The sequence below is a fragment of the Streptomyces sp. JLBG701 genome (assembly GCF_058544905.1).
In genome coordinates, this window is sequence record NZ_CM178588.1 from 4,447,519 (window position 1) to 4,466,106 (window position 18,588).

Consider the following 18,588-nt stretch of genomic DNA (forward strand, 5'->3'; position numbering starts at 1 on the left):
GGCGTGCCACGCGGCGGAGCCGCATGTTGGGCACAGCCGATGCTGCCAGGTTCCTCGGTGAGTCCCCGGACCCGGGTCCGTCGTCAGACCCTCGCGCCCAGGGAGGCATCCTGCCCCTACCTGCGGCGGGAAAGCCAATCAGGCACCCCTGGGAGTCGCGAGAACACTCCTGGGAGTCACACGAACGCAGGGCCCGAGCCTGGCCGTCACGATAAACGGCTGCCACGAGCCCCGGGTTCCGCGACGCGCCGATGCGGGGCCTGCCGTGGCGATCCTCACAGCAGCCGCACACCGACTCCAGACGAACTACGACGCCGAGACCGACGCTCCCGCGGCCTTCGCCGCCTCCCGCACCGCACCGGCCACCGCGCCCGCGACCTTCTCGTTGAAGACGCTCGGGATGATGTAGTTCGCGTTCAGCTCGTCCTCGGTCACCACGTCGGACAGCGCCTGCGCGGCCGCCAGCAGCATCTCGGTGTTGACCGTGCGGGACTGGGCGTCCAGGAGGCCGCGGAAGACACCCGGGAAGACCAGCACGTTGTTGATCTGGTTCGGGAAGTCGGAGCGGCCGGTGGCCACGACGGCCGCGGTCTGGCGGGCGATCGCCGGGTCGACCTCGGGGTCGGGGTTCGCGAGCGCGAACACGATGGCGGCGTCGGCCATGGCGGCCACGTCGTCGCCGTCGAGGACGTTGGGGGCGGAGACGCCGATGAAGACGTCGGCGCCGCGCACGGCCTCCTTGAGGGTGCCGGTGAGGCCCTCGGGGTTGGTGTTGTCGGCGATCCAGCGCAGCGGCGAGTCGGCCGCGGCGCCCACCAGGTCCTCGCGGTCGGCGTGCACGACGCCGTGGATGTCGGCGACGACCGCGTTCTTGACGCCGGCCGCGAGCAGCAGCTTGAGGATGGCCGTACCGGCCGCGCCGGCGCCCGACATGACGACGCGGATGTCGCCAATTGCCTTGCCCGCGACGCGAAGTGCGTTCTTCAGGGCGGCGAGGACGACGATCGCGGTGCCGTGCTGGTCGTCGTGGAAGACGGGGATGTCGAGGGCCTCGCGGAGCCTCGCCTCGATCTCGAAGCAGCGGGGCGCCGAGATGTCCTCGAGGTTGATGCCGGCGAAGCCCGGGGCGATCGCCTTGACGATCGCGACGATCTCGTCGGTGTCCTGGGTGTCCAGGCACAGCGGCCAGGCGTCGATGTCGGCGAAGCGCTTGAACAGGGCCGCCTTGCCCTCCATGACCGGCATGGCGGCCATCGGGCCGATGTTGCCGAGGCCCAGGACCGCCGAGCCGTCCGTCACGACTGCGACGGTGTTGCGCTTGATGGTGAGGCGGCGCGCGTCCTCGGGGTTCTCCGCGATCGCCATGCACACGCGGGCCACGCCCGGGGTGTAGATCATGGAGAGGTCGTCACGGTTGCGGATGGGGTGCTTGGACTGCATCTCGATCTTGCCGCCGAGGTGCATGAGGAACGTACGGTCCGAGACCTTGCCGAGGGTGACGCCCTCGATGCCGCGCAGCTGCTGGACGATCTCGTCGGCGTGCGCGGTGGAGGTGGCGGCGATGGTGACGTCGATCCGGAGCTTCTCGTGGCCGGAGGCGGTCACGTCGAGGCCGGTCACCGAGCCTCCGTGGGACTCCACGGCCGTGGTGATCTGGGAGACCGCCGTTCCGCTGGCGGGCACCTCCAGACGGACCGTGATCGAGTAGGAGACGCTGGGCGCCGTTGCCATGTCCGACTTCCTCTTCCACCGTGTGACGCTGGTTTGCCGTCCGATCGTCGCACCTACCGATGAGTACGTGGTAGCCGCCCTGGATTGCGAACGTTTTGTTCGCAACGAATTGAGGCCCACGTCACGGATGACGTGGGCCTCGGAAACGCAGCGGGAAAGATGAGCGACACCGACCCGCCATGCTCGCCTCGCGGCAAGTGGTCGCTCGTAGCGACGAAGGTTGGGCCCGGGGGCTTGGATCGGGCCGGTGTCACACCCAGGCTAACAAACAGATCCCGTAAGGCCATTCCCGTCCCGAGAGTTCATCTGGACCAATCTCCGATCAGTGTCTCGATCAATCCCTCAGGAGGTCCGGGACACCCGTCGCGTCCGGGACGTCCCGCTCCGCCGAGACGACCGTCAGCTGCTGGGTCGCCCGGGTGAGCGCGACGTACAGCACGCGCAGGCCGGCCGGGGACTCGTCGGCGATCTCCGCCGGGGAGACGACGACCGTCGCGTCGTACTCCAGGCCCTTGGCCTCCAGGCTGCCGAGCGCCACCACGCGGTCGCCGAGCCCGGCGAGCCAGCGGCGGGCCTCCTCGCGGCGGTTCATGGCGACGACGACACCGACCGTGCCGTCGACCCGGTCGAGGAGGCGGGCGGCCTCGTCGCGGACCGTCTGGGCCAGGGAGCCGCCCACGACGGCGAAACGGGGCTCGACGCCGGTCGACCGTACGGCCGACGGGGAGGTGGAGCCCGGCATGGCGAGTGCCAGTACCTTCGCGGCCAGCTCGGCGATCTCGGCCGGGTTGCGGTAGTTCACCGTGAGCTGGAAGCGGCGGCGGGGGCGAGTGCCGAGGGCCTCGTCGCGGGCCTCGGCCGCCTCGTCGGGGTCGGACCAGGACGACTGGGCCGGGTCGCCGACGACCGTCCACGTGGCGTGACGCCCGCGGCGGCCGATCATGCGCCACTGCATCGGTGTGACGTCCTGGGCCTCGTCGATGATGACGTGGGCGTACTCGGTGCGCTCCTGGGCGAGCCGCTCGGCCCGCTCCCGCTGCGACTCCTCGCGTACGGGCATCAGCTCGTCGAGCCCGGTGAGCTGGTCGAGCGGGTCCAGCTCGCGTCTCTTCCGGGTGCGGACCGGGAAGCCGACGATGGCCTGGAGCTCGTCGAGCATGGCGATGTCGTGCACGGACAGGCCCTCGCGCTTGAGGGAGCGGGCGACCCGGCGCACCTCGCCGGGGTTGAGGATCCGACGGGCCCAGCGACCGAGGCGCCGCTCGTCGGACATCGCGGCCAGGACGGCCTTGGGGGTCAGCTCGGGCCACCAGGCGTCGAGGAACGCGATGAACTCGTCCTCGCCGGTGATGTCCTCGTCGAACGACGAGCGCAGCTCGGCGGCCAGTTCGGGGTCCGAGTGGCGGCCGGCCGAGCCCGACTGTGCCCACAGGGCGTCGAGGAGGAGCTTGCGGGCGCGGGGGCGCAGCAGGTTGACGGGGGCGGTGCCGCCGAGGGTGTTCTGCCGGATGCGGTCGAGTTCGGCGGCCTCCAGCTCAAGGCGGCGGCCGAAGGCGACGACCCGGAGCCGGGTCGGCGAATCGCTGGGCTCCAGGGCTCCGCGGGCGGCCTTCCGCAGCACCTTCAGCATGCGGTACGACCCCTTGGCGCGGGCCACGGCCGGGGAGTCGTACAGGGTGGCCTCGGCGCCGTCGACGAGCGAGCCGATGGCGCGGATGGCGACCTGGCCCTCCTCGCCGAGCGAGGGCAGCACGCCCTCGGTGTAGGCGACGAGCAGCGGGGTGGGCGAGACGATCAGGATGCCGCCCGCGTACCGGCGCCGGTCCTGGTACAGCAGATAGGCGGCGCGGTGCAGGGCCACGGCCGTCTTGCCGGTGCCCGGGCCGCCCTCGACGTACGTCACGGAGGCGGCGGGGGCGCGGATGACCAGGTCCTGCTCGGCCTGGATCGACGCGACGATGTCGCGCATGGTGTGGCTGCGGGCCTGGCCGAGGGCGGCCATGAGGGCGCCGTCGCCGATCACCGGGAGCTCGTGGCCGTGCAGGGTGGCCCGGAGCTCGGGGCGCATGAGGTCGTCCTCGACACCGAGGACGCGCCGGCCCTTGGAGCGGATGACGCGGCGGCGTACGACCCGGCCCGGGTCGACCGGGGTCGAGCGGTAGAACGGGGCGGCCGCGGGGGCCCGCCAGTCGATGACGAGCGGCGCGTACTCGGAGTCCAGGACGCCGATACGGCCGATGTGGAGGGTCTCGGCGATATCGGCCGTGCCGTCGTCGCGGACGGCGCCCTCGGCGGGCTCGACGGAGGTGTACGCGCCGTCGGGGCCCTTCTCGCCGTCCTTGCCGAGGAGCAGGTCGATCCGTCCGAAGAGGAAGTCCTCGAACTCGTTGTTGAGCCGGTTGAGGTGGATGCCGGCGCGGAACACCTGTGCGTCGCGCTCGGCGAGTGCGCCAGGTGTACCTACCTGGCCGCGCTTGGCCGCGTCCTTCATGAGGAACTCGGCGTCGTGGATCTTCTCCTCAAGCCGCTTGTACACCCGGTCCAGGTGTTCTTGTTCGACGCTGATCTCCCGGTCCCGGACGGAATCGTCCTGGACCGGGTCGAGCGCGGTTTCCTGTTGAGCCTGTGCGGCCACCGGGCCCCCTTCTGACGTGCTGGGCAGCCGTCAACCGTACGCGAAGGGGACCCTCAGGCGCTATCTGTCAACCACCAGCGAATTTACGCGTCGGCCTACGCCTCGGCTTACACGTCGACCGTGACGAGCTTTTCCCCGTCGAAGGTCGCGACCTCGAAGTGGTCGATCTGGTTGGGGGTGAAGGCGGCGCCGCCGTGGACGTAGAGCGGTTCCCTCGCCTCGGCCGACTTCGCGTTCGCGATGCCGTAGCCCCAGTTCGGGACGGCCCAGGAGGTGACCGTCTCGCGCTCGCCGTTCTTGCCTACGGCGATCAGGGCGCACTTGAGCGGGCCCTTGACGTTCTTCAGCTGAAGAACGGCGTGGGTGCCCCAGTCCTTCTTCTCGACCGCGACCGTGGCGGAGACCTTGGTGCTGGAGTCCGTCGCGGAGACCTTGTCGGTCATGACCTCGAAGGCGGCCTTGGCGGGGCTCGTCTCGTGGCTCATGCCGGCCTCGGTGCCGGTGTCGCCGCCGGTCGTCGCCACGGCGACCAGCGGGCCGCCGACGATCAGCGCTGCCGCCGCCGCGATCATGTAGAAGCTCTTGCGGCGGGTCAGGGCGCGCCGCTCGGAGACCTCGTTGACCAGCCGGGTCGCCATCTGCGGGCTCGGCTTCGCGGCCAGCGACTCGCCGATGGCGGGAGTTCCCTGGGAGCCGGGCAGCTGCGCGAGCGCGGCCAGCATCGGTTCCATACCAGCGAGTTCGTCGAGCTGCTGGGCACACCATTCGCAGGTCGCGAGGTGGGCCTCGAAGGCCGTTGCCTCGGAGTCGTCGAGGATGCCGAGGGCGTAGGCGCCGACGGTCTCGTGGTCATTCGGGCCCGGAGATCCCTGCATGGAGCCAGACATACCCGAACCACCTGTGCCGAACCCCTGGTTTCCCCCGTAAACACTCATCACGCTGTCACCCCCCGCTCCTCCAGTGCGAGTTTCATGGAACGCAGGGCGTAGAACACCCTTGAGCGCACCGTGCCGCTGGGTATGCCGAGAGTCTCGGCAGCCTCGTTGACGGTACGCCCCTTGAAGTACGTCTCGACGAGCACCTCCCGGTGAGCCGGGGTCAGGTCGTCCAACGCGTCCGACAGTGTCATCAGCCACAACGCCTTGTCGATCTCGTCCTCCGCGGGGATGACCTCCAGCGGTGACGGGTCCACTTCCTGCGGCCGGGCCTGCCGGCTGCGGTGGCCGTCGATGACGATGCGCCGGGCGACCGTCACCAGCCAGGGGCGTACCGATCCGGTCGCTCGATTGAGCTGACCGGCGTTCTTCCAGGCACGGATGAGTGTTTCCTGCACGACGTCCTCGGCGCGCTGCCGGTCTCCGGCGACCAGCCGAAGGACGTACGCGAGCAAGGGTCCGGCGTGCTCTCTGTAGAGGGCACGCATCAGCTCCTCGTCAGGTTCCGAGGGCTGGGACATGCGATGTCGGGCCCTCGGTGCGCGTTCATTGGCCACGACGGAATCCTTGCGCACGCCCACCTCCGGTGTCCGGGGGTTCCCCCAGTCGGTCGCTCCACCAGGGGTACGGAGACGGGCTGTTGGGTGTTCAACCTGACACGACAGTTTTCTTCTGGCTGACGTGACGAGGGGGACATGGCCGCACATACCCCCCGTACGATCTTTACATTTCCGCCACATTGGCAAGATCGCTGCGGCTGCCCGGGAGTCGGCGGAGGCAAACAGGATGTTGTCGAAATCACTTCGACAACTTCCGCATGACGCATGCTCAGAAGAGGCATAAGGGACACCTAGGCTCGCGCGAGTGCGGCTCGCCTCCGATGCCGGGCCACTCTTTCCCGATTCCCGCACACCTCACTGGAGCACCAGCGCCTCCTGCGCCCCCGTGACGTATCCAGGTAAACGATGGGGCAGTTGTCGCCTTCGCACTCCCGCAGACTCGCCCGCGCGACGGGATCGGTGAGCAGTTCTACGGCGTCCCGCGCGATGGCGCCGAGCAGCGCCGCGCATACGGGCGGACCCTCCAACTGCCTGACGAGCGTGCCGTCTTCACCCCGCACCGCACGGGGGGCCGGGGGCGCGGCACGGGCGAGGTCGTTGACGCGGGCGAGCGCGAGGTCGTAGGGATGCCCGGGCACGCCCCGCACCAACTGGCCGACCCACCCCCGCAGTTCACGGAAGTCGACGAGCCAGGAGGAGTCCACGTGCCCGAGCGGAGTGCCGGTCGGAACGAGTCCGGCCCGGACGATCCAGACACGCAGCGGATCGAGGGCGTCGAGCCGTTCCTCGGGGTGGGTGGTCGCGAGCAGGTCGAGACAGATCCGCCCGGCATCGAACCGCAGCTCGTACGGGGCCGTGACCGTACCCAGTGCCATGTGCCTGTCACCGCCTTGGGGTTACCCCGGTGAGGACCGTCCGGAAGGGCTGGGAGAACCGTTTCCCCCTACAGTGCCCGCCCGCTCGCGCCGCCGGAAGCCCAAGCGCTCCGCTGGGTTGGGCAGTTCTTTTCCGCGGGTCCGGTGGGGGCTGGTCGCGCAGTTCCCCGCGCCCCTATGCGGCTGCGCCGCATGGGGGCGGCCAGACCCCACTGGCCTGCGGCACGGCCACGGTCGCGATGGGCCTGATGAAGCCGGCTGCAGTACAGCGCCCCGCAAGGGGCGCGGGGAACTGCGCAACCAGCGGAGCTCAGACGCCCGCGTACTTCGTGTCCGCCGATGGGTCCAGGGCTAGGCGGTAGCCGCGTTTGACCACCGTCTGGATGAGCTTTGGGGCTCCGAGGGATGTGCGGAGGCGGGCCATGGCTGTTTCTACGGCGTGTTCGTCCTTGCCTGCGCCGGGCAGGGCGCGGAGGAGTTCGGCGCGGGCCACTACCCAGCCGGGGCGGCGGGACAGGGCGCGGAGGAGGGACATTCCGGCGGGCGGTACGGGTTTGAGGGCGCCGTCTACCAGGACCGCGTGGCCGCGGATCTCCACCCGGTGGCCCGCGATCGGGAGCGTGCGGGCCCGGCCGGGCAGTTCCTGGCAGAGGAGCTGTACGAGGGGGCCTAGCCGGAAGCGTTCGGGTGAGACCGTGTCGACGCCGAGGGCCTGTAGAGGCAGCGCGGTGACCGGGCCTACGCAGGCGGGCAGTACGTCGTGGTTGAGGGCGGCGAGCAGTTCGGGCTGCAGGCCGCGCTTCTCGGCCCGGGAGAGCAGCGAGGCGGCGGCGGGCGCGCTGGTGAAGGTGAGCGCGTCCAGGCCGCGCGAGACCGCGGCGTCGAGGAGCCGGTCGACGGGGCTGATGTCCTCGGGCGGCATCCACCGGTACACGGGGACGCCGACGACCTCCGCGCCGGCGGCCCGCAGCGACTCGACGAACCCGGGCAGGGGCTCGCCGTGCAGCTGGATGGCGACGCGGCGGCCCTCGACGCCCTCCTCCAGGAGCCGGTCGAGCACCTCGGCCATGGACTCGGACGACGGTGACCATTCCTCGGTCAGCCCGGCGGCCCGTATCGCGCCCTTGACCTTGGGCCCGCGCGCCAGCAGCTCCACACCGCGCAGCCGGTCGAGCAGGGCCTCGCCGAGACCCCAACCGTCGGCGGCCTCGACCCACCCCCGGAATCCGATGGCGGTGGTCGCCACGACGATGTCGGGCGCCTGGTCGATGAGCTGCTTGGTGGTGGAGAGGAGTTCGCTGTCGTCGGCGAGCGGCACGATCCGCAGGGCGGGCGCGTGCACGACGGCCGCCCCACGGCGCTGGAGCAGTGCCCCCAGCTCGTCGGCCCGGCGCGCGGCGGTCACGCCCACGGTGAACCCCGCCAGGGGCCCGTGTTCTGGCTGCTGTGGTCGCTGCTGTTCGTCGTACATATGGCTCTCGTAACTCTCGTCCCACACTCGAGTCGTTTGCACCTACATGGCGACCGAGCCTGTCAATGGTGCGTGACAGGCTCGGTTCCGCTTTATGTCGTCGGTGTTACGTCACACCTCGGCGTAGCTGAGCTGGGGCTTTGTCTCTGCGGCGGCCTCGGCCTGGGTCGCGGAGGCCGGGCGGCGAAGGTATACGGCCCAGGTGACCGCGAAGCACAGCCCGTAGAAGGCGAGGAAGGCTACGAAGGCGCCGGTGCCGGAGCCCACGGAGAGGAAGGACTGCCGGAAGGCGAGGTTGATCCCGAGCCCGCCGAGCGCGCCCACAGCCCCGATGAGCCCCATGGAGGCGCCGGAGAGCCGGCGGCTGTAGCTGGCGGCTTCTTCGCCCTCCAGCCCCATGGCCTGCGCCTTCTTCTGGAAGATGCCGGGAATCATCTTGTACGTCGAGCCGTTGCCGAGCCCGGTCAGTACGAACAGGAAGATGAACGCGGTCGTGAACAGCGGCAGCGACTCCTGCATCGACGCGATCACGATGATGCCGGTGGCCGCGGCCATGCCGACGAAGTTCCACAGCGTGATCTTCGCGCCGCCGAAGCGGTCGGCGAGCCAGCCGCCGACGGGACGGATGAGGGAGCCGAGCAGCGGGCCGATGAAGGTGACGTACGCGGACTGCAGGGGCGTACGCCCGAACTGTGTCTGGAGTACGAGGCCGAAGGCGAAGCTGTAGCCGATGAACGACCCGAACGTCCCGATGTAGAGGAAGGACATGATCCAGGTGTGGGCGTCCTTCACGGCCTCCTTGGCGGCGCCGGTGTCGTTCTTCACGGACGTGATGTTGTCCATGTAGACCGCGGCGAGGACGGCGGCGATGACGATGAAGGGGATGTAGATCCCGAGCAGGACGCGCGGACCGGCGCTGGCGCCGATGACCGCGAGACCGACCAGCTGCACGACGGGGACACCGATGTTGCCGCCGCCGGCGTTGAGCCCGAGGGCCCAGCCCTTCTTCCTCAGGGGGAAGAAGGCGTTGATGTTGGTCATGCTGGAGGCGAAGTTGCCGCCGCCGATACCGGCGAGCATCGCGCACAGCAGGAAGGTCGAGAAGGATGTCCCCGGTTCCATCACGATGAACGCGGCGATGGTGGGAATCAGCAGCAGGGACGCGGAGACTATGGTCCAGTTCCGGCCACCGAAGATCGCGACGGCGAAGGTGTAGGGAACGCGGACGAGTGCGCCGACCGCGGTCGCCATCGACACGATGAAGAACTTGTCGGCCGGGGTGAGCCCGTACTCGGGCCCCATGAAGAGCACCATGACGGACCACAGGGTCCAGATCGAGAAGCCGATGTGCTCGGAGAGCACGGAGAAGATCAGGTTCCGGCGGGCGACCTTCTCGCCGGTCTGGTTCCAGAAGGCCTCGTCCTCGGGATCCCAGTGCTCGATCCAGCGGCCTCCCCTGCTGGGTGCGGGGGCTGTACTAGGGGCTGTCATGACGCCTCCACGGTGCTCCGGGGCTCGGGTGCTTCATTGGGGGATGAGCGGTGATGAGTCCCGAAGGTAGGTAGAGCGCGTTTCCGGTCTGTGGCTGTGGGTGACCGGAAGGGAACTTTGCTCTCACTCGGGCGGATGGCCGCCGGTGAGGACAATACCGGCACGGTGACGCCGGGGACGGGAACGATCACTGGAGAACCCGCAGTTCCAGCAGCCCCTCCCCCACCTCCTCCACCGCCCCCACCCGCAACTGCTCCGCGATCCGCACGAACGTGGCCCTCAAGCGCTCCGGAATCCCCAGCGCGACCGCCGCCTGCTCGGCTGAGATGTACGGCCGGCCTGGGCCGCCGGGCAGGTCCTCCTCCGTCAGCTTGCCCGAGTGGATGAGGACGTCCCGGACCGGGACGCGCAGGGCCCGGGACAGCCCGCGCATCGTGTCCAGATCGGGCATGCTCTGCCGCTGCAGCAGCCGTGTGATGGCCGCACGGTGCACCCCCGCGTCCTCGGCCAGCTTGCTCTTGCCGCCCCCGCGCGGGCTGTCGATGTCGTAACCGCGCGCACGCATCACGCCCTCGACCCACGCGGCGAACTCTTCGATGTGCTCGACGTCGCTCTTCATGCGTCCACCTTAACGCTCGCGCGCGCACGAAATATGTCGTTGCGAGCACGCACATGTAAGGAATCGGTGAGGACTCCTCTTCGCTCGGGTATCCTCGAACGTCTATCGCTCATATGTTCGAAAACAGGGGGCCGAGTGACCACGAACGACGGTGCGGGATGGAGCGGCACGGAGTACGCCAAGGCCGCGGCCGAGCTACGGGAGGAACTGGCCGCGCGCATCAAACGCCCGGTCCCGCCGGACCTCGTGGTCACCACGCGGAGCGAGATCGAGACGCGGGAGTTCAGGGCGTACGGGCAGGGCTGGCGGGATCGGGGAGAACACGACGAGCGGCGCCGGAGGCAGCAGGCCGCCGATATCTCCCCGCGCACGCACGAGGACGGGGCGAAGGTCCTGCCCTTCCCTTACTCACCGCGGCCTCCGCACCTCTCCGAGGACGCCCGCCCGCATCCGTCGGACGACGAGCCGTCGTAAATGATGGGCACCCCTTCCACTTTGATCAGGGTCTTGCGGGCGTGATCACGACCGCCCTACTGTGTGCAGCGATCAAGCGGAACCGTCTTCATGTCGCCGCTGCGGTCGGCAGACAACTGTTGCCACGGGCACAGCACACTCGCCGCCGCTTCCCCTAACGGCCATCTGACGGACGACGCTCCGCGCGGAACTCCCGCGCGTACACCCACGTTTCGCCGTCCGGCCTGGCCCTTTCCCCTGCCGGAATGCCCTCTCTCACATCCCCCGCATGCTTTGCCATGCCCGCATTCTGCGAGAGTGACTTGAAAAGACGGATACGGATCTGGACAACCGTCATCACCGGCGTGATGACCGTGACCCTCGGCGCGATACCCGCCCACGCGGCTGACACATCGTCGTCGGCCACCACCGCGACGACGACGACCGCGGACGACCCGATCGACCCGCCGCTGTACGACGAGACCGCCGGCGGAGACACCGTCCGCGTCAACGTCGTCACCGAATCCCGCGACGACCTGTCGAGCGTGGCGAGCGTCGGCGAGACGCTGATGTCCTTCGAGACCCTGCCGATCGTCACCCTCCGGGTCGACTCGGCCGGTCTGGACGAACTCGCCGCCCAGGACGGTGTCGTCAGCGTCACCGAGGACGAACTGGCCGAACCGAGCCTGGACGAGAGCATCCCGGTCATCGGGGCCGACACCGCCCACAAGGCCGGCAAGACCGGTGCAGGCAGCGCGATCGCCATCGTGGACACCGGTGTCGCCACCAACCACCCGTTCCTGAAGGGCCGGGTCGTCGCGGAGGCCTGCTTCTCCCCCATCGATACCGCCTACGGCGCCACCAGCCTCTGCGGCGACGGCACCGCGACCCAGGAAGGCACCGGCGCCGCCAACTCCGCGAGCGGACCCTGCGCGACGCTTGAGGGCTGCGACCACGGCACCCACGTGGCCGGCATCGCCGCCGGCGACGGCACCGGGATCACCGGCGCACCCGCCACCGGAGTCGCCCCCGGCGCGGACATCGTCGCCATGCAGGTCTTCAGCAAGTTCGACTCGACGAAGTACTGCGGCACCGCCGCCACCACACCCTGCGTCCGCAGCTTCACCAGCGCCCAGATCGCGGCGTTGGAGAAGGTCTGGCAGCTCCAGCAGGCAGGCACCCCGATCATCGCCGCCAACCTCAGCCTCGGCTCGGCCAGTTACACCAGCGCGTGCACCAAGGACGCCCGCCTGGCCGCCATCGACAAGCTCTACGCGGCCGGGGTCGCCACCGTCGTGGCGGCCGGCAACAACGGGCTGGCGACCGCGGTCAACGCGCCCGCCTGCGTACCCAACGCCGTCTCCGTCGGCGCCACCACCGACGACGACGAGATCGCCTCCTTCAGCAACCGGGGTCCGCTGCTGGACCTGTTGGCCCCCGGCAACGGCATCATCTCCTCCGTGCCCAGCGGCTACGACAACAAGAGCGGCACATCCATGGCCACTCCGCACGTCGCCGGAGCCCTCGCCGTCCTCCACCAGGCCTACCCCACCGAGGGCATCGCCAGCCTGGTGTCGCTGCTCGCCACCACCGGCACGCCGATCACCGAGAACGGCGTGACGACCCCGCGTATCCAGGTCGACAAGGCCATCGGCGCGATCGACCCGAAGCCCGAGGCGGACAAGAAGCCCCGCGCCTTCCAGGTCGACAACGACAAGGACATCGCCATCCCGGACGCGCCGACCGGGTCGACGGGCGGCACACCGGCCACCTCGCCGGTGACCGTCGCCGAATACCCGGGCAACGCGCCGAAGAACCTCAAGGCGTACGTCAACATCACCCACGCCTACCGGGGCGACATCAAGCTGGAACTCGTCTCCCCCGCCGGCACGACCCATCTGCTCAAGAGCGCGAGCGCCTCCGACGGCGCGGACGACATCGTCCAGGAGTTCACGGTCGACGCCTCCGCCTCGCCCGCCAACGGCGAGTGGACCCTGCGGATGACCGACACCGACGACGGCGACACCGGAACGCTGACCACCTGGTCGCTGATCTTCCCGACCCCGTTCGAGCAGACCACCAGCCAGGCCATCCCCGAGACCGGCACCCTCACGTCCACCATCGGCGTCTCCGACATCGACGGCAACGCCGCCGGCCCGCTCCAGGTGTACACGAACATCACCCACACCAAGATCGGTGACCTGCGGCTCGTCCTCCAGAGCCCGGACGGCCAGTCCTACACGCTCAAGCCCTACGGCTCCGAGGCCGGCGGCACCCTCCAGACCACCTACGGCGTGGACGCCACCGACGCGGTCGCCAACGGCACCTGGACCCTGAAGGTCACCGACTCGGCCACCGGTTCCACCGGTGACCTCAAGGGCTGGTCGCTCGGGTTCCCGTCGTACGAGAACCAGACGGTGAAGGCCATCCCGGACAAGAACTACACGGAGATCTGGACCAAGGCCGCCGGTCTGTCCGGCGTCGGCTCCGACAAGCTCCAGGTGTATGTGCACGTGGAGCACGAGTACCTGGGCGACCTCAGGATCGATCTGATCGCCCCGGACGGCTCCATGCACCTGCTCAAGGCCAACGCCGAGGAACTGGGCGGCACGCTCAAGAAGGTCTACACGGTCGACGTGACCGATCTGCCGGTCAACGGCTGGTGGAAGCTCCGCGTCGACGACGTGGGCACCGGCGACACCGGCACGGTCAACAACTTCGTCGTCAGGTTCTGACCCCCGGGCAGACAGCGAACCGGCGTGCCCGCACAGGGAGTTGCCCCGCACAGCCGCCTCGCTTATCGTTTCTCGATAACATCGATAAACGATAAGCGAGGCGGCACGGCATGTCCGAAGACCGTAAGTTGCTCGAACCCCTGGCGACGGTCGTGTCCACAGTCCTGCGTGTCCTGTTGGCCCTCACGACCGCGGGGCTGATCTTCAGCGTCGTCCACGGCAGTTGGGGGGACGTCAACGTCTGCGTCACCGACGACTCGGCCACCAGCTCGGCCGCCCCCGACGGCTTCCTCCCCGAGAACGGGGCGCAGGTCGGCTCGATCCCCCGCTACTGCGCCGAGAACCCCGACGCATACCTGCGCCTCCTGAACGAACTCGGCGAACTGCCCTCGACGATCCTGCTGATCAGCGGCCTCTTCCTGCTGCACCGGCTCCTGCGGGGAGCGGCCCGGGAAGGGGTCCACACGGCACTCACGGCATCCCGGCTTCGCCTGCTCGGCTGGTGGCTGCTCGCCGGGAGCCTGGTCGTCGCGATCGTCGAGGCCAACGCCACAGCGGCCGTGCTCGCGGAACTCGCCCGGTCCGCGGACTTCACGGCCGGGTCGTGGCTGGACCTGTGGACCTTCCCCTACCTGGCCGTACTGACCGGCCTCGGCCTGCTCACCTTCGCCCGGATCACCCGGGCCGGCGCGGCCCTGCGCGAGGACCTCGAAGGCGTCGTCTGATGACCTCCGACGACCACGAGGGCCACGACATCGAGGTCCACCTCGACAAGCTCCTCAGCGAACGCGGCATGACCGTCACCGAACTCGCCCACCGCGTCGGCGTGACCAACGTCAACCTGTCCGTCCTCAAGAACGGACGCGCCAAGGCGATCCGCTTCACCACCCTCACCCGGATCTGCGAAGTCCTGCAATGCCAGCCGGGAGACCTGCTCAGCTACCGCCCCGAATCGACCGACCGTCAATCGACCGACCACTGAAGGAGACCCACATGTTCGGCGTCATGGACACCGGCACGAAGATCGCGATCGCCCTCACCATGGCCGTCCTCATCACCCTGGTGGTCATGGTGGGCCGCTGGCTCACCCGCCGCTGAGAACTCGGAAGTAGTGGCCCCGCATTCCGTTTTGCAGGCGTGAGCATGCCGCCCATTTGGGAATCCCGAGTGGGCGGCGATTTTTTTGCCGCCGCAACCCGCCACAACTCGCCGAACGCCGTCGGACCATCCAATTCCGCTTATCCGGGTCTTGCGGGCGTGATCACGACCGCCCTAGTCTTCGGGACGATCAAGCGGAACCGTCTTCATGTCGCCGCTGCGGTCGGCAGACAGCTGTTGCCACGGGCACAGCACACTCGCCGCCGCTTCCCCTAACGGCCACCTGACGGATGACGCCCCGTGCGGAACACCCGTGCGTGCACTCACATTTCGCCGTCCGGCCCATTCCCCTGCCGGAATGCCCTCTCTCACATTCCTCGCATGCTTTGCCATGCCCAGCTGATTCCGAGAGCGACATGAAAAGACGGATATGGACATCGGTCATCACCGGCGTGATGACCGTGGCCCTGGGCGCGATACCCGCCCACGCGGCTGACACGTCGTCGGCCACCACCGCGACGACCACCACCGAGGACGACTCGCTGTCCACCACCGCGGACGACCCGATCGACCCGCCGCTGTACGACGCCACCGCCGACGGCGAGACCGTTCGCGTCATCGTCGTCACCGACAGCCGCGACGACCTGTCCAGCGTGGCGAGCGTCGGCGAGACGCTGCAGACCTACGAGACCCTGCCGATCGTCAACCTCCGGGTCGACGCGGCCGACCTGGACGAACTCGCAGCCCAGGACGGTGTCGTCAGCGTCACCGAGGACGAACTGGCCGAGCCGAGCCTGGACGAGAGCGTCCCGGTCATCGGCGCGGACACCGCTCACAAGGCCGGCAAGACCGGCGAGGGCAGCGCGATCGCCGTCATCGACACCGGCGTCGCCACCAACCACGCCTTCCTCGGCGGCCGGGTCGTCGCCGAGGCCTGCTTCTCCCCCATCGACACCGCCTACGGCGCCACCAGCCTCTGCGGCGACGGCACCGCCACCCAGGAAGGCACCGGCGCCGCCAACTCCGCGAGCGGACCCTGCGCGACGCTTGAGGGCTGCGACCACGGCACCCACGTGGCCGGCATCGCCGCCGGCGACGGCACCGGGATCACCGGCGCACCCGCCACCGGAGTCGCCCCCGGCGCCGACATCGTCGCCATGCAGGTCTTCAGCAAGTTCGACTCGACGAAGTACTGCGGCACCGCCGCCACCACACCCTGCGTCCGCAGCTTCACCAGCGCCCAGATCGCCGCACTGGAAAAGGTCTGGCAGCTCCAGCAGGCAGGCACCCCGATCATCGCCGCCAACCTCAGCCTCGGCTCGGCGAGTTACACCTCCGCCTGCACCAAGGACGCCCGCAAGACGGTCATCGACAAGCTCTACGAAGCCGGTGTGGCCACCGTCGTGGCGGCCGGCAACAACGGCCTCTCCACGGCCGTCACCGCCCCCGCCTGCGTGCCGAACGCCGTCTCGGTCGGCGCCACCACCGACGACGACGAGATCGCCTCCTTCGGCAACCACGGCCCGCTGCTCGACGTCTTCGCCCCCGGCAACGGCATCATCTCCTCCGTGCCCAGCGGCTACGACAGCAAGAGCGGCACGTCCATGGCCACTCCGCACGTCGCCGGAGCCCTCGCCGTCCTCCGCCAGGCCTACCCAAGCGAAAGCCTCGCCGGTCTGGTGTCGCTGCTCGCGACCACCGGCACGCCGATCACCGACGAGGCGGGTGTCACCATCCCCCGCATCGACGTCGCCAAGGCCGTCGGAGCGGCGCCTGAGCCCGAGCCCGAGCCCGAGCCGGCCACGAAGCCCCGCCCGTCGAAGATCATCAACGAGGCGGACTACGCCGTCCCCGACCCCGGCACCGTGGAGTCGCCGATCACCGTCAGCGGAATCTCCGGCAACGCCCCCGCGGCCTTGCAGGTGTACGTGGACGTCACGCACGAGTGGCTCGGCGAGGTGAAGCTCGACCTCGTCGACCCGAACGGCGAGACCTACGCCCTCAAGACCACCAACGGCACGGACCCCGGCGGCACGCTGAGCAAGACCTACACGGTCGACGCCAACACCGCGCCCGCCAACGGCACTTGGAAGCTCCAGGTCCAGGACAAGTCCGCGGGCGCCGACGGCACCCTCAACAACTGGGCGCTGACGTTCCCCTCGTACGAGAACCAGGACGACCACACCGTCCCCGACGCCGGCATCGTGGAGTCGCCGATCGCCGTCAGTGGGCTCACCGGCAACGCCCCGCAGGCTCTGCAGGTGTACGTGGACGTCACGCACGAGTGGCTCGGCGAGGTGAAGCTCGACCTCGTCGACCCGAACGGCAAGACCTACGCCCTCAAGACCACCAACGGGACCGACCCCGGTGGCACCCTCCGGCAGATCTACCAAGTGGACGCCAACACCTCGCCGGCCAGCGGGACTTGGAAGCTCCGCGTCGAGGACAGGTCCGCGGGCGCCGAGGGCACCCTCAACGGCTGGTCGTTGACGCTCCCCAGCTCCTACGAGAGCCAGAGCGGCCAGAGTGTTCCCGACCCCGGCACCGCGGAGGCGCCGATCACCGTCAGCGGGCTCACCGGCAACGCGCCGCAGGACCTGCAGGTGTACGTGGACGCCACCCACGAGTGGCTCGGCGACCTGGAGATCACCCTGGTCGCTCCGGACCTCAAGACGTACGTGCTCAAGCCGACGTCCGAGACGGAGACCGGCGGCACCCTCCGGCAGGTCTACACGGTCGACGCCAACACCTCGCCGGCCAACGGGACTTGGAAGCTCCGCGTGGAGGACAAGTCCACGGGCGCCGAAGGCACCCTCACGGGCTGGTCGCTGACGTTCTGACAGCCACACCGCACCGCAGAACGCCCGGCCGGGGTTTCCCGGCCGGGCGTTGTGCATGCCCGGTCGGCGAATTCGGTCCGACCCCTATTACTCGTTTCGGACATCTCGACGAGTAAAGCTCAAGTCAACCTCAAATAAAGCGAGTAGGCATTCCTCACAGCCAACTCCTATGGAAAGATCATGTCTGCGCGGGAAACGCCGAAGGGGAAAGGCGGAAACCGCGTGTAGGGGGGCGCAGTAATCACCGGAAGAAATCCTTCCACTTTGCACGCTGCGTGCTTTCCCTGCTGCTCTATTCGATTCGTGTTTCTCATCCACGTAACGGAGGCAGTAGATATGCGTAAGACCGTGAAGATGACCCGCAAGAGACTCGTCAGCCTGGCCGCGGTCACGGCGGCGGCGATCACCATGGCGGCGTTGCCGGCGACGGCGTCCACGGAGGACACCGGCACCACTCCCGAGGCCTACGAGGCATACCTCGTCGAGCAGGTTGAGCTGGGTGAGACGGAAGCCCAGGAGACGCTGGACCAGTACCAGGGGCTGTCCGACAGCGACAAGGAAGAGTTCGTCACCCTCCTGAACGACCCTCAGCGCGGGCAGGAGATCGGGGACTTCATCTCGGACGTCTCCGACATCGAGACCATTGATGAGGAGACCTACGAAACCGAGCTGCGGAAGGAAACCGCGGACGGCAAGGTCGTTCTGGAAGCGACGCTCGCCGTGGAGGAGACCGAGACGCCTCCGACCACCGACGAGGAGCTCGCGGACCCGTCCGCCCGGTACTACGACCGGAGCGCCTGGTACAGCGTCTCCGACACCATTTTCGGTGTGAAGGTCACGACGGTGAAGATCGGCGTCAACTACCGCACGACCTCCTCCCGGGTCGTCAAGGTCTACAACGGGTGGGCCTCGCACCGGAACTGGGTGCCGTTCGCCGAGTTCTCCAACAGCCCGGTCAAGGAGTGGATCTCCGCCGACCCGGCGAACAACGCCACCGCCGAGACCATCTGGCAGGGCAAGTGGTCGGGCATCACCTGGGACGCCCGTGAGCGCATCTGGGCCGACCAGAGCGGTTTCAAGGGCGGCTACCTGAAGTAGGCCCGAGCGCCGGCCGGCCGCACCGAGCGGAAACGCACGGTGCGGCC

General features: G+C 68.9%; 14 protein-coding genes. 6 read left to right on the forward strand and 8 right to left on the reverse strand.

Features of this window, described 5'->3' with window-relative positions:
- Positions 1 to 306 precede the first annotated feature (306 nt).
- The 8 genes from AC5DRG_RS20425 to AC5DRG_RS20460 all read right to left on the reverse strand — a co-directional run bounded on the left by AC5DRG_RS20425 (position 307) and on the right by AC5DRG_RS20460 (position 10,317).
- Positions 307 to 1,731, reverse strand: a complete 1,425-nt coding sequence (locus AC5DRG_RS20425) for an NAD-dependent malic enzyme (protein WP_491812001.1) — start codon at positions 1,729 to 1,731, stop codon at positions 307 to 309.
- 334 nt (positions 1,732 to 2,065) lie between these two features.
- Positions 2,066 to 4,366: a HelD family protein gene (locus AC5DRG_RS20430; RefSeq protein WP_491812002.1), complete on the reverse strand. Its 2,301-nt coding sequence runs from the start codon at positions 4,364 to 4,366 to the stop codon at positions 2,066 to 2,068.
- Between the two features lie 107 nt (positions 4,367 to 4,473).
- Positions 4,474 to 5,301, reverse strand: coding sequence for an anti-sigma factor family protein (locus tag AC5DRG_RS20435; RefSeq protein WP_491812003.1), 828 nt, complete (start codon positions 5,299 to 5,301; stop codon positions 4,474 to 4,476).
- Positions 5,301 to 5,822 carry a sigma-70 family RNA polymerase sigma factor gene (locus tag AC5DRG_RS20440; RefSeq protein ID WP_010039908.1) on the reverse strand — a complete coding sequence of 174 codons (522 nt, stop codon included), beginning with the start codon at positions 5,820 to 5,822 and terminating at the stop codon, positions 5,301 to 5,303. Before AC5DRG_RS20440 ends, AC5DRG_RS20435 begins: the two co-directional genes overlap by 1 nt.
- A gap of 329 nt (positions 5,823 to 6,151) precedes the next feature.
- Complete coding sequence (locus AC5DRG_RS20445; RefSeq protein WP_491812004.1) at positions 6,152 to 6,736, reverse strand: CGNR zinc finger domain-containing protein; 585 nt, start codon at positions 6,734 to 6,736, stop codon at positions 6,152 to 6,154.
- A 310-nt stretch (positions 6,737 to 7,046) separates the two neighbouring features.
- Positions 7,047 to 8,207: a uroporphyrinogen-III synthase gene (locus tag AC5DRG_RS20450; protein WP_491812005.1), complete on the reverse strand. Its 1,161-nt coding sequence runs from the start codon at positions 8,205 to 8,207 to the stop codon at positions 7,047 to 7,049.
- Between the two features lie 111 nt (positions 8,208 to 8,318).
- Complete coding sequence (locus AC5DRG_RS20455) at positions 8,319 to 9,698, reverse strand: nitrate/nitrite transporter (RefSeq protein ID WP_491812006.1); 1,380 nt, start codon at positions 9,696 to 9,698, stop codon at positions 8,319 to 8,321.
- Between the two features lie 187 nt (positions 9,699 to 9,885).
- A complete protein-coding gene (locus AC5DRG_RS20460) occupies positions 9,886 to 10,317 on the reverse strand; it encodes a helix-turn-helix domain-containing protein (RefSeq protein WP_491812007.1) in 432 nt (143 codons plus the stop codon).
- A gap of 135 nt (positions 10,318 to 10,452) precedes the next feature.
- Here AC5DRG_RS20460 and AC5DRG_RS20465 point away from each other — a divergent pair, with 135 nt between their 5' ends.
- The 6 genes from AC5DRG_RS20465 to AC5DRG_RS20490 all read left to right on the forward strand — a co-directional run bounded on the left by AC5DRG_RS20465 (position 10,453) and on the right by AC5DRG_RS20490 (position 18,541).
- On the forward strand, positions 10,453 to 10,791 hold the full coding sequence (locus tag AC5DRG_RS20465) for a hypothetical protein (protein WP_491812008.1): 339 nt from the start codon (positions 10,453 to 10,455) through the stop codon (positions 10,789 to 10,791).
- Between the two features lie 347 nt (positions 10,792 to 11,138).
- Positions 11,139 to 13,505: a proprotein convertase P-domain-containing protein gene (locus AC5DRG_RS20470; protein WP_491812009.1), complete on the forward strand. Its 2,367-nt coding sequence runs from the start codon at positions 11,139 to 11,141 to the stop codon at positions 13,503 to 13,505.
- Positions 13,506 to 13,615: 110 nt separating this feature from the next.
- On the forward strand, positions 13,616 to 14,230 hold the full coding sequence (locus tag AC5DRG_RS20475; protein WP_491812010.1) for a hypothetical protein: 615 nt from the start codon (positions 13,616 to 13,618) through the stop codon (positions 14,228 to 14,230).
- Complete coding sequence (locus AC5DRG_RS20480; protein ID WP_491812011.1) at positions 14,230 to 14,487, forward strand: helix-turn-helix domain-containing protein; 258 nt, start codon at positions 14,230 to 14,232, stop codon at positions 14,485 to 14,487. Before AC5DRG_RS20475 ends, AC5DRG_RS20480 begins: the two co-directional genes overlap by 1 nt.
- Positions 14,488 to 15,019: 532 nt before the next feature.
- The gene (locus AC5DRG_RS20485; protein WP_491812012.1) at positions 15,020 to 17,443 is read left to right on the forward strand and encodes a proprotein convertase P-domain-containing protein; all 2,424 of its coding nucleotides are present in this window, start codon (positions 15,020 to 15,022) and stop codon (positions 17,441 to 17,443) included.
- Positions 17,444 to 17,779: 336 nt separating this feature from the next.
- Positions 17,780 to 18,541: a hypothetical protein gene (locus AC5DRG_RS20490; protein ID WP_491812013.1), complete on the forward strand. Its 762-nt coding sequence runs from the start codon at positions 17,780 to 17,782 to the stop codon at positions 18,539 to 18,541.
- Positions 18,542 to 18,588: the final 47 nt, after the last annotated feature.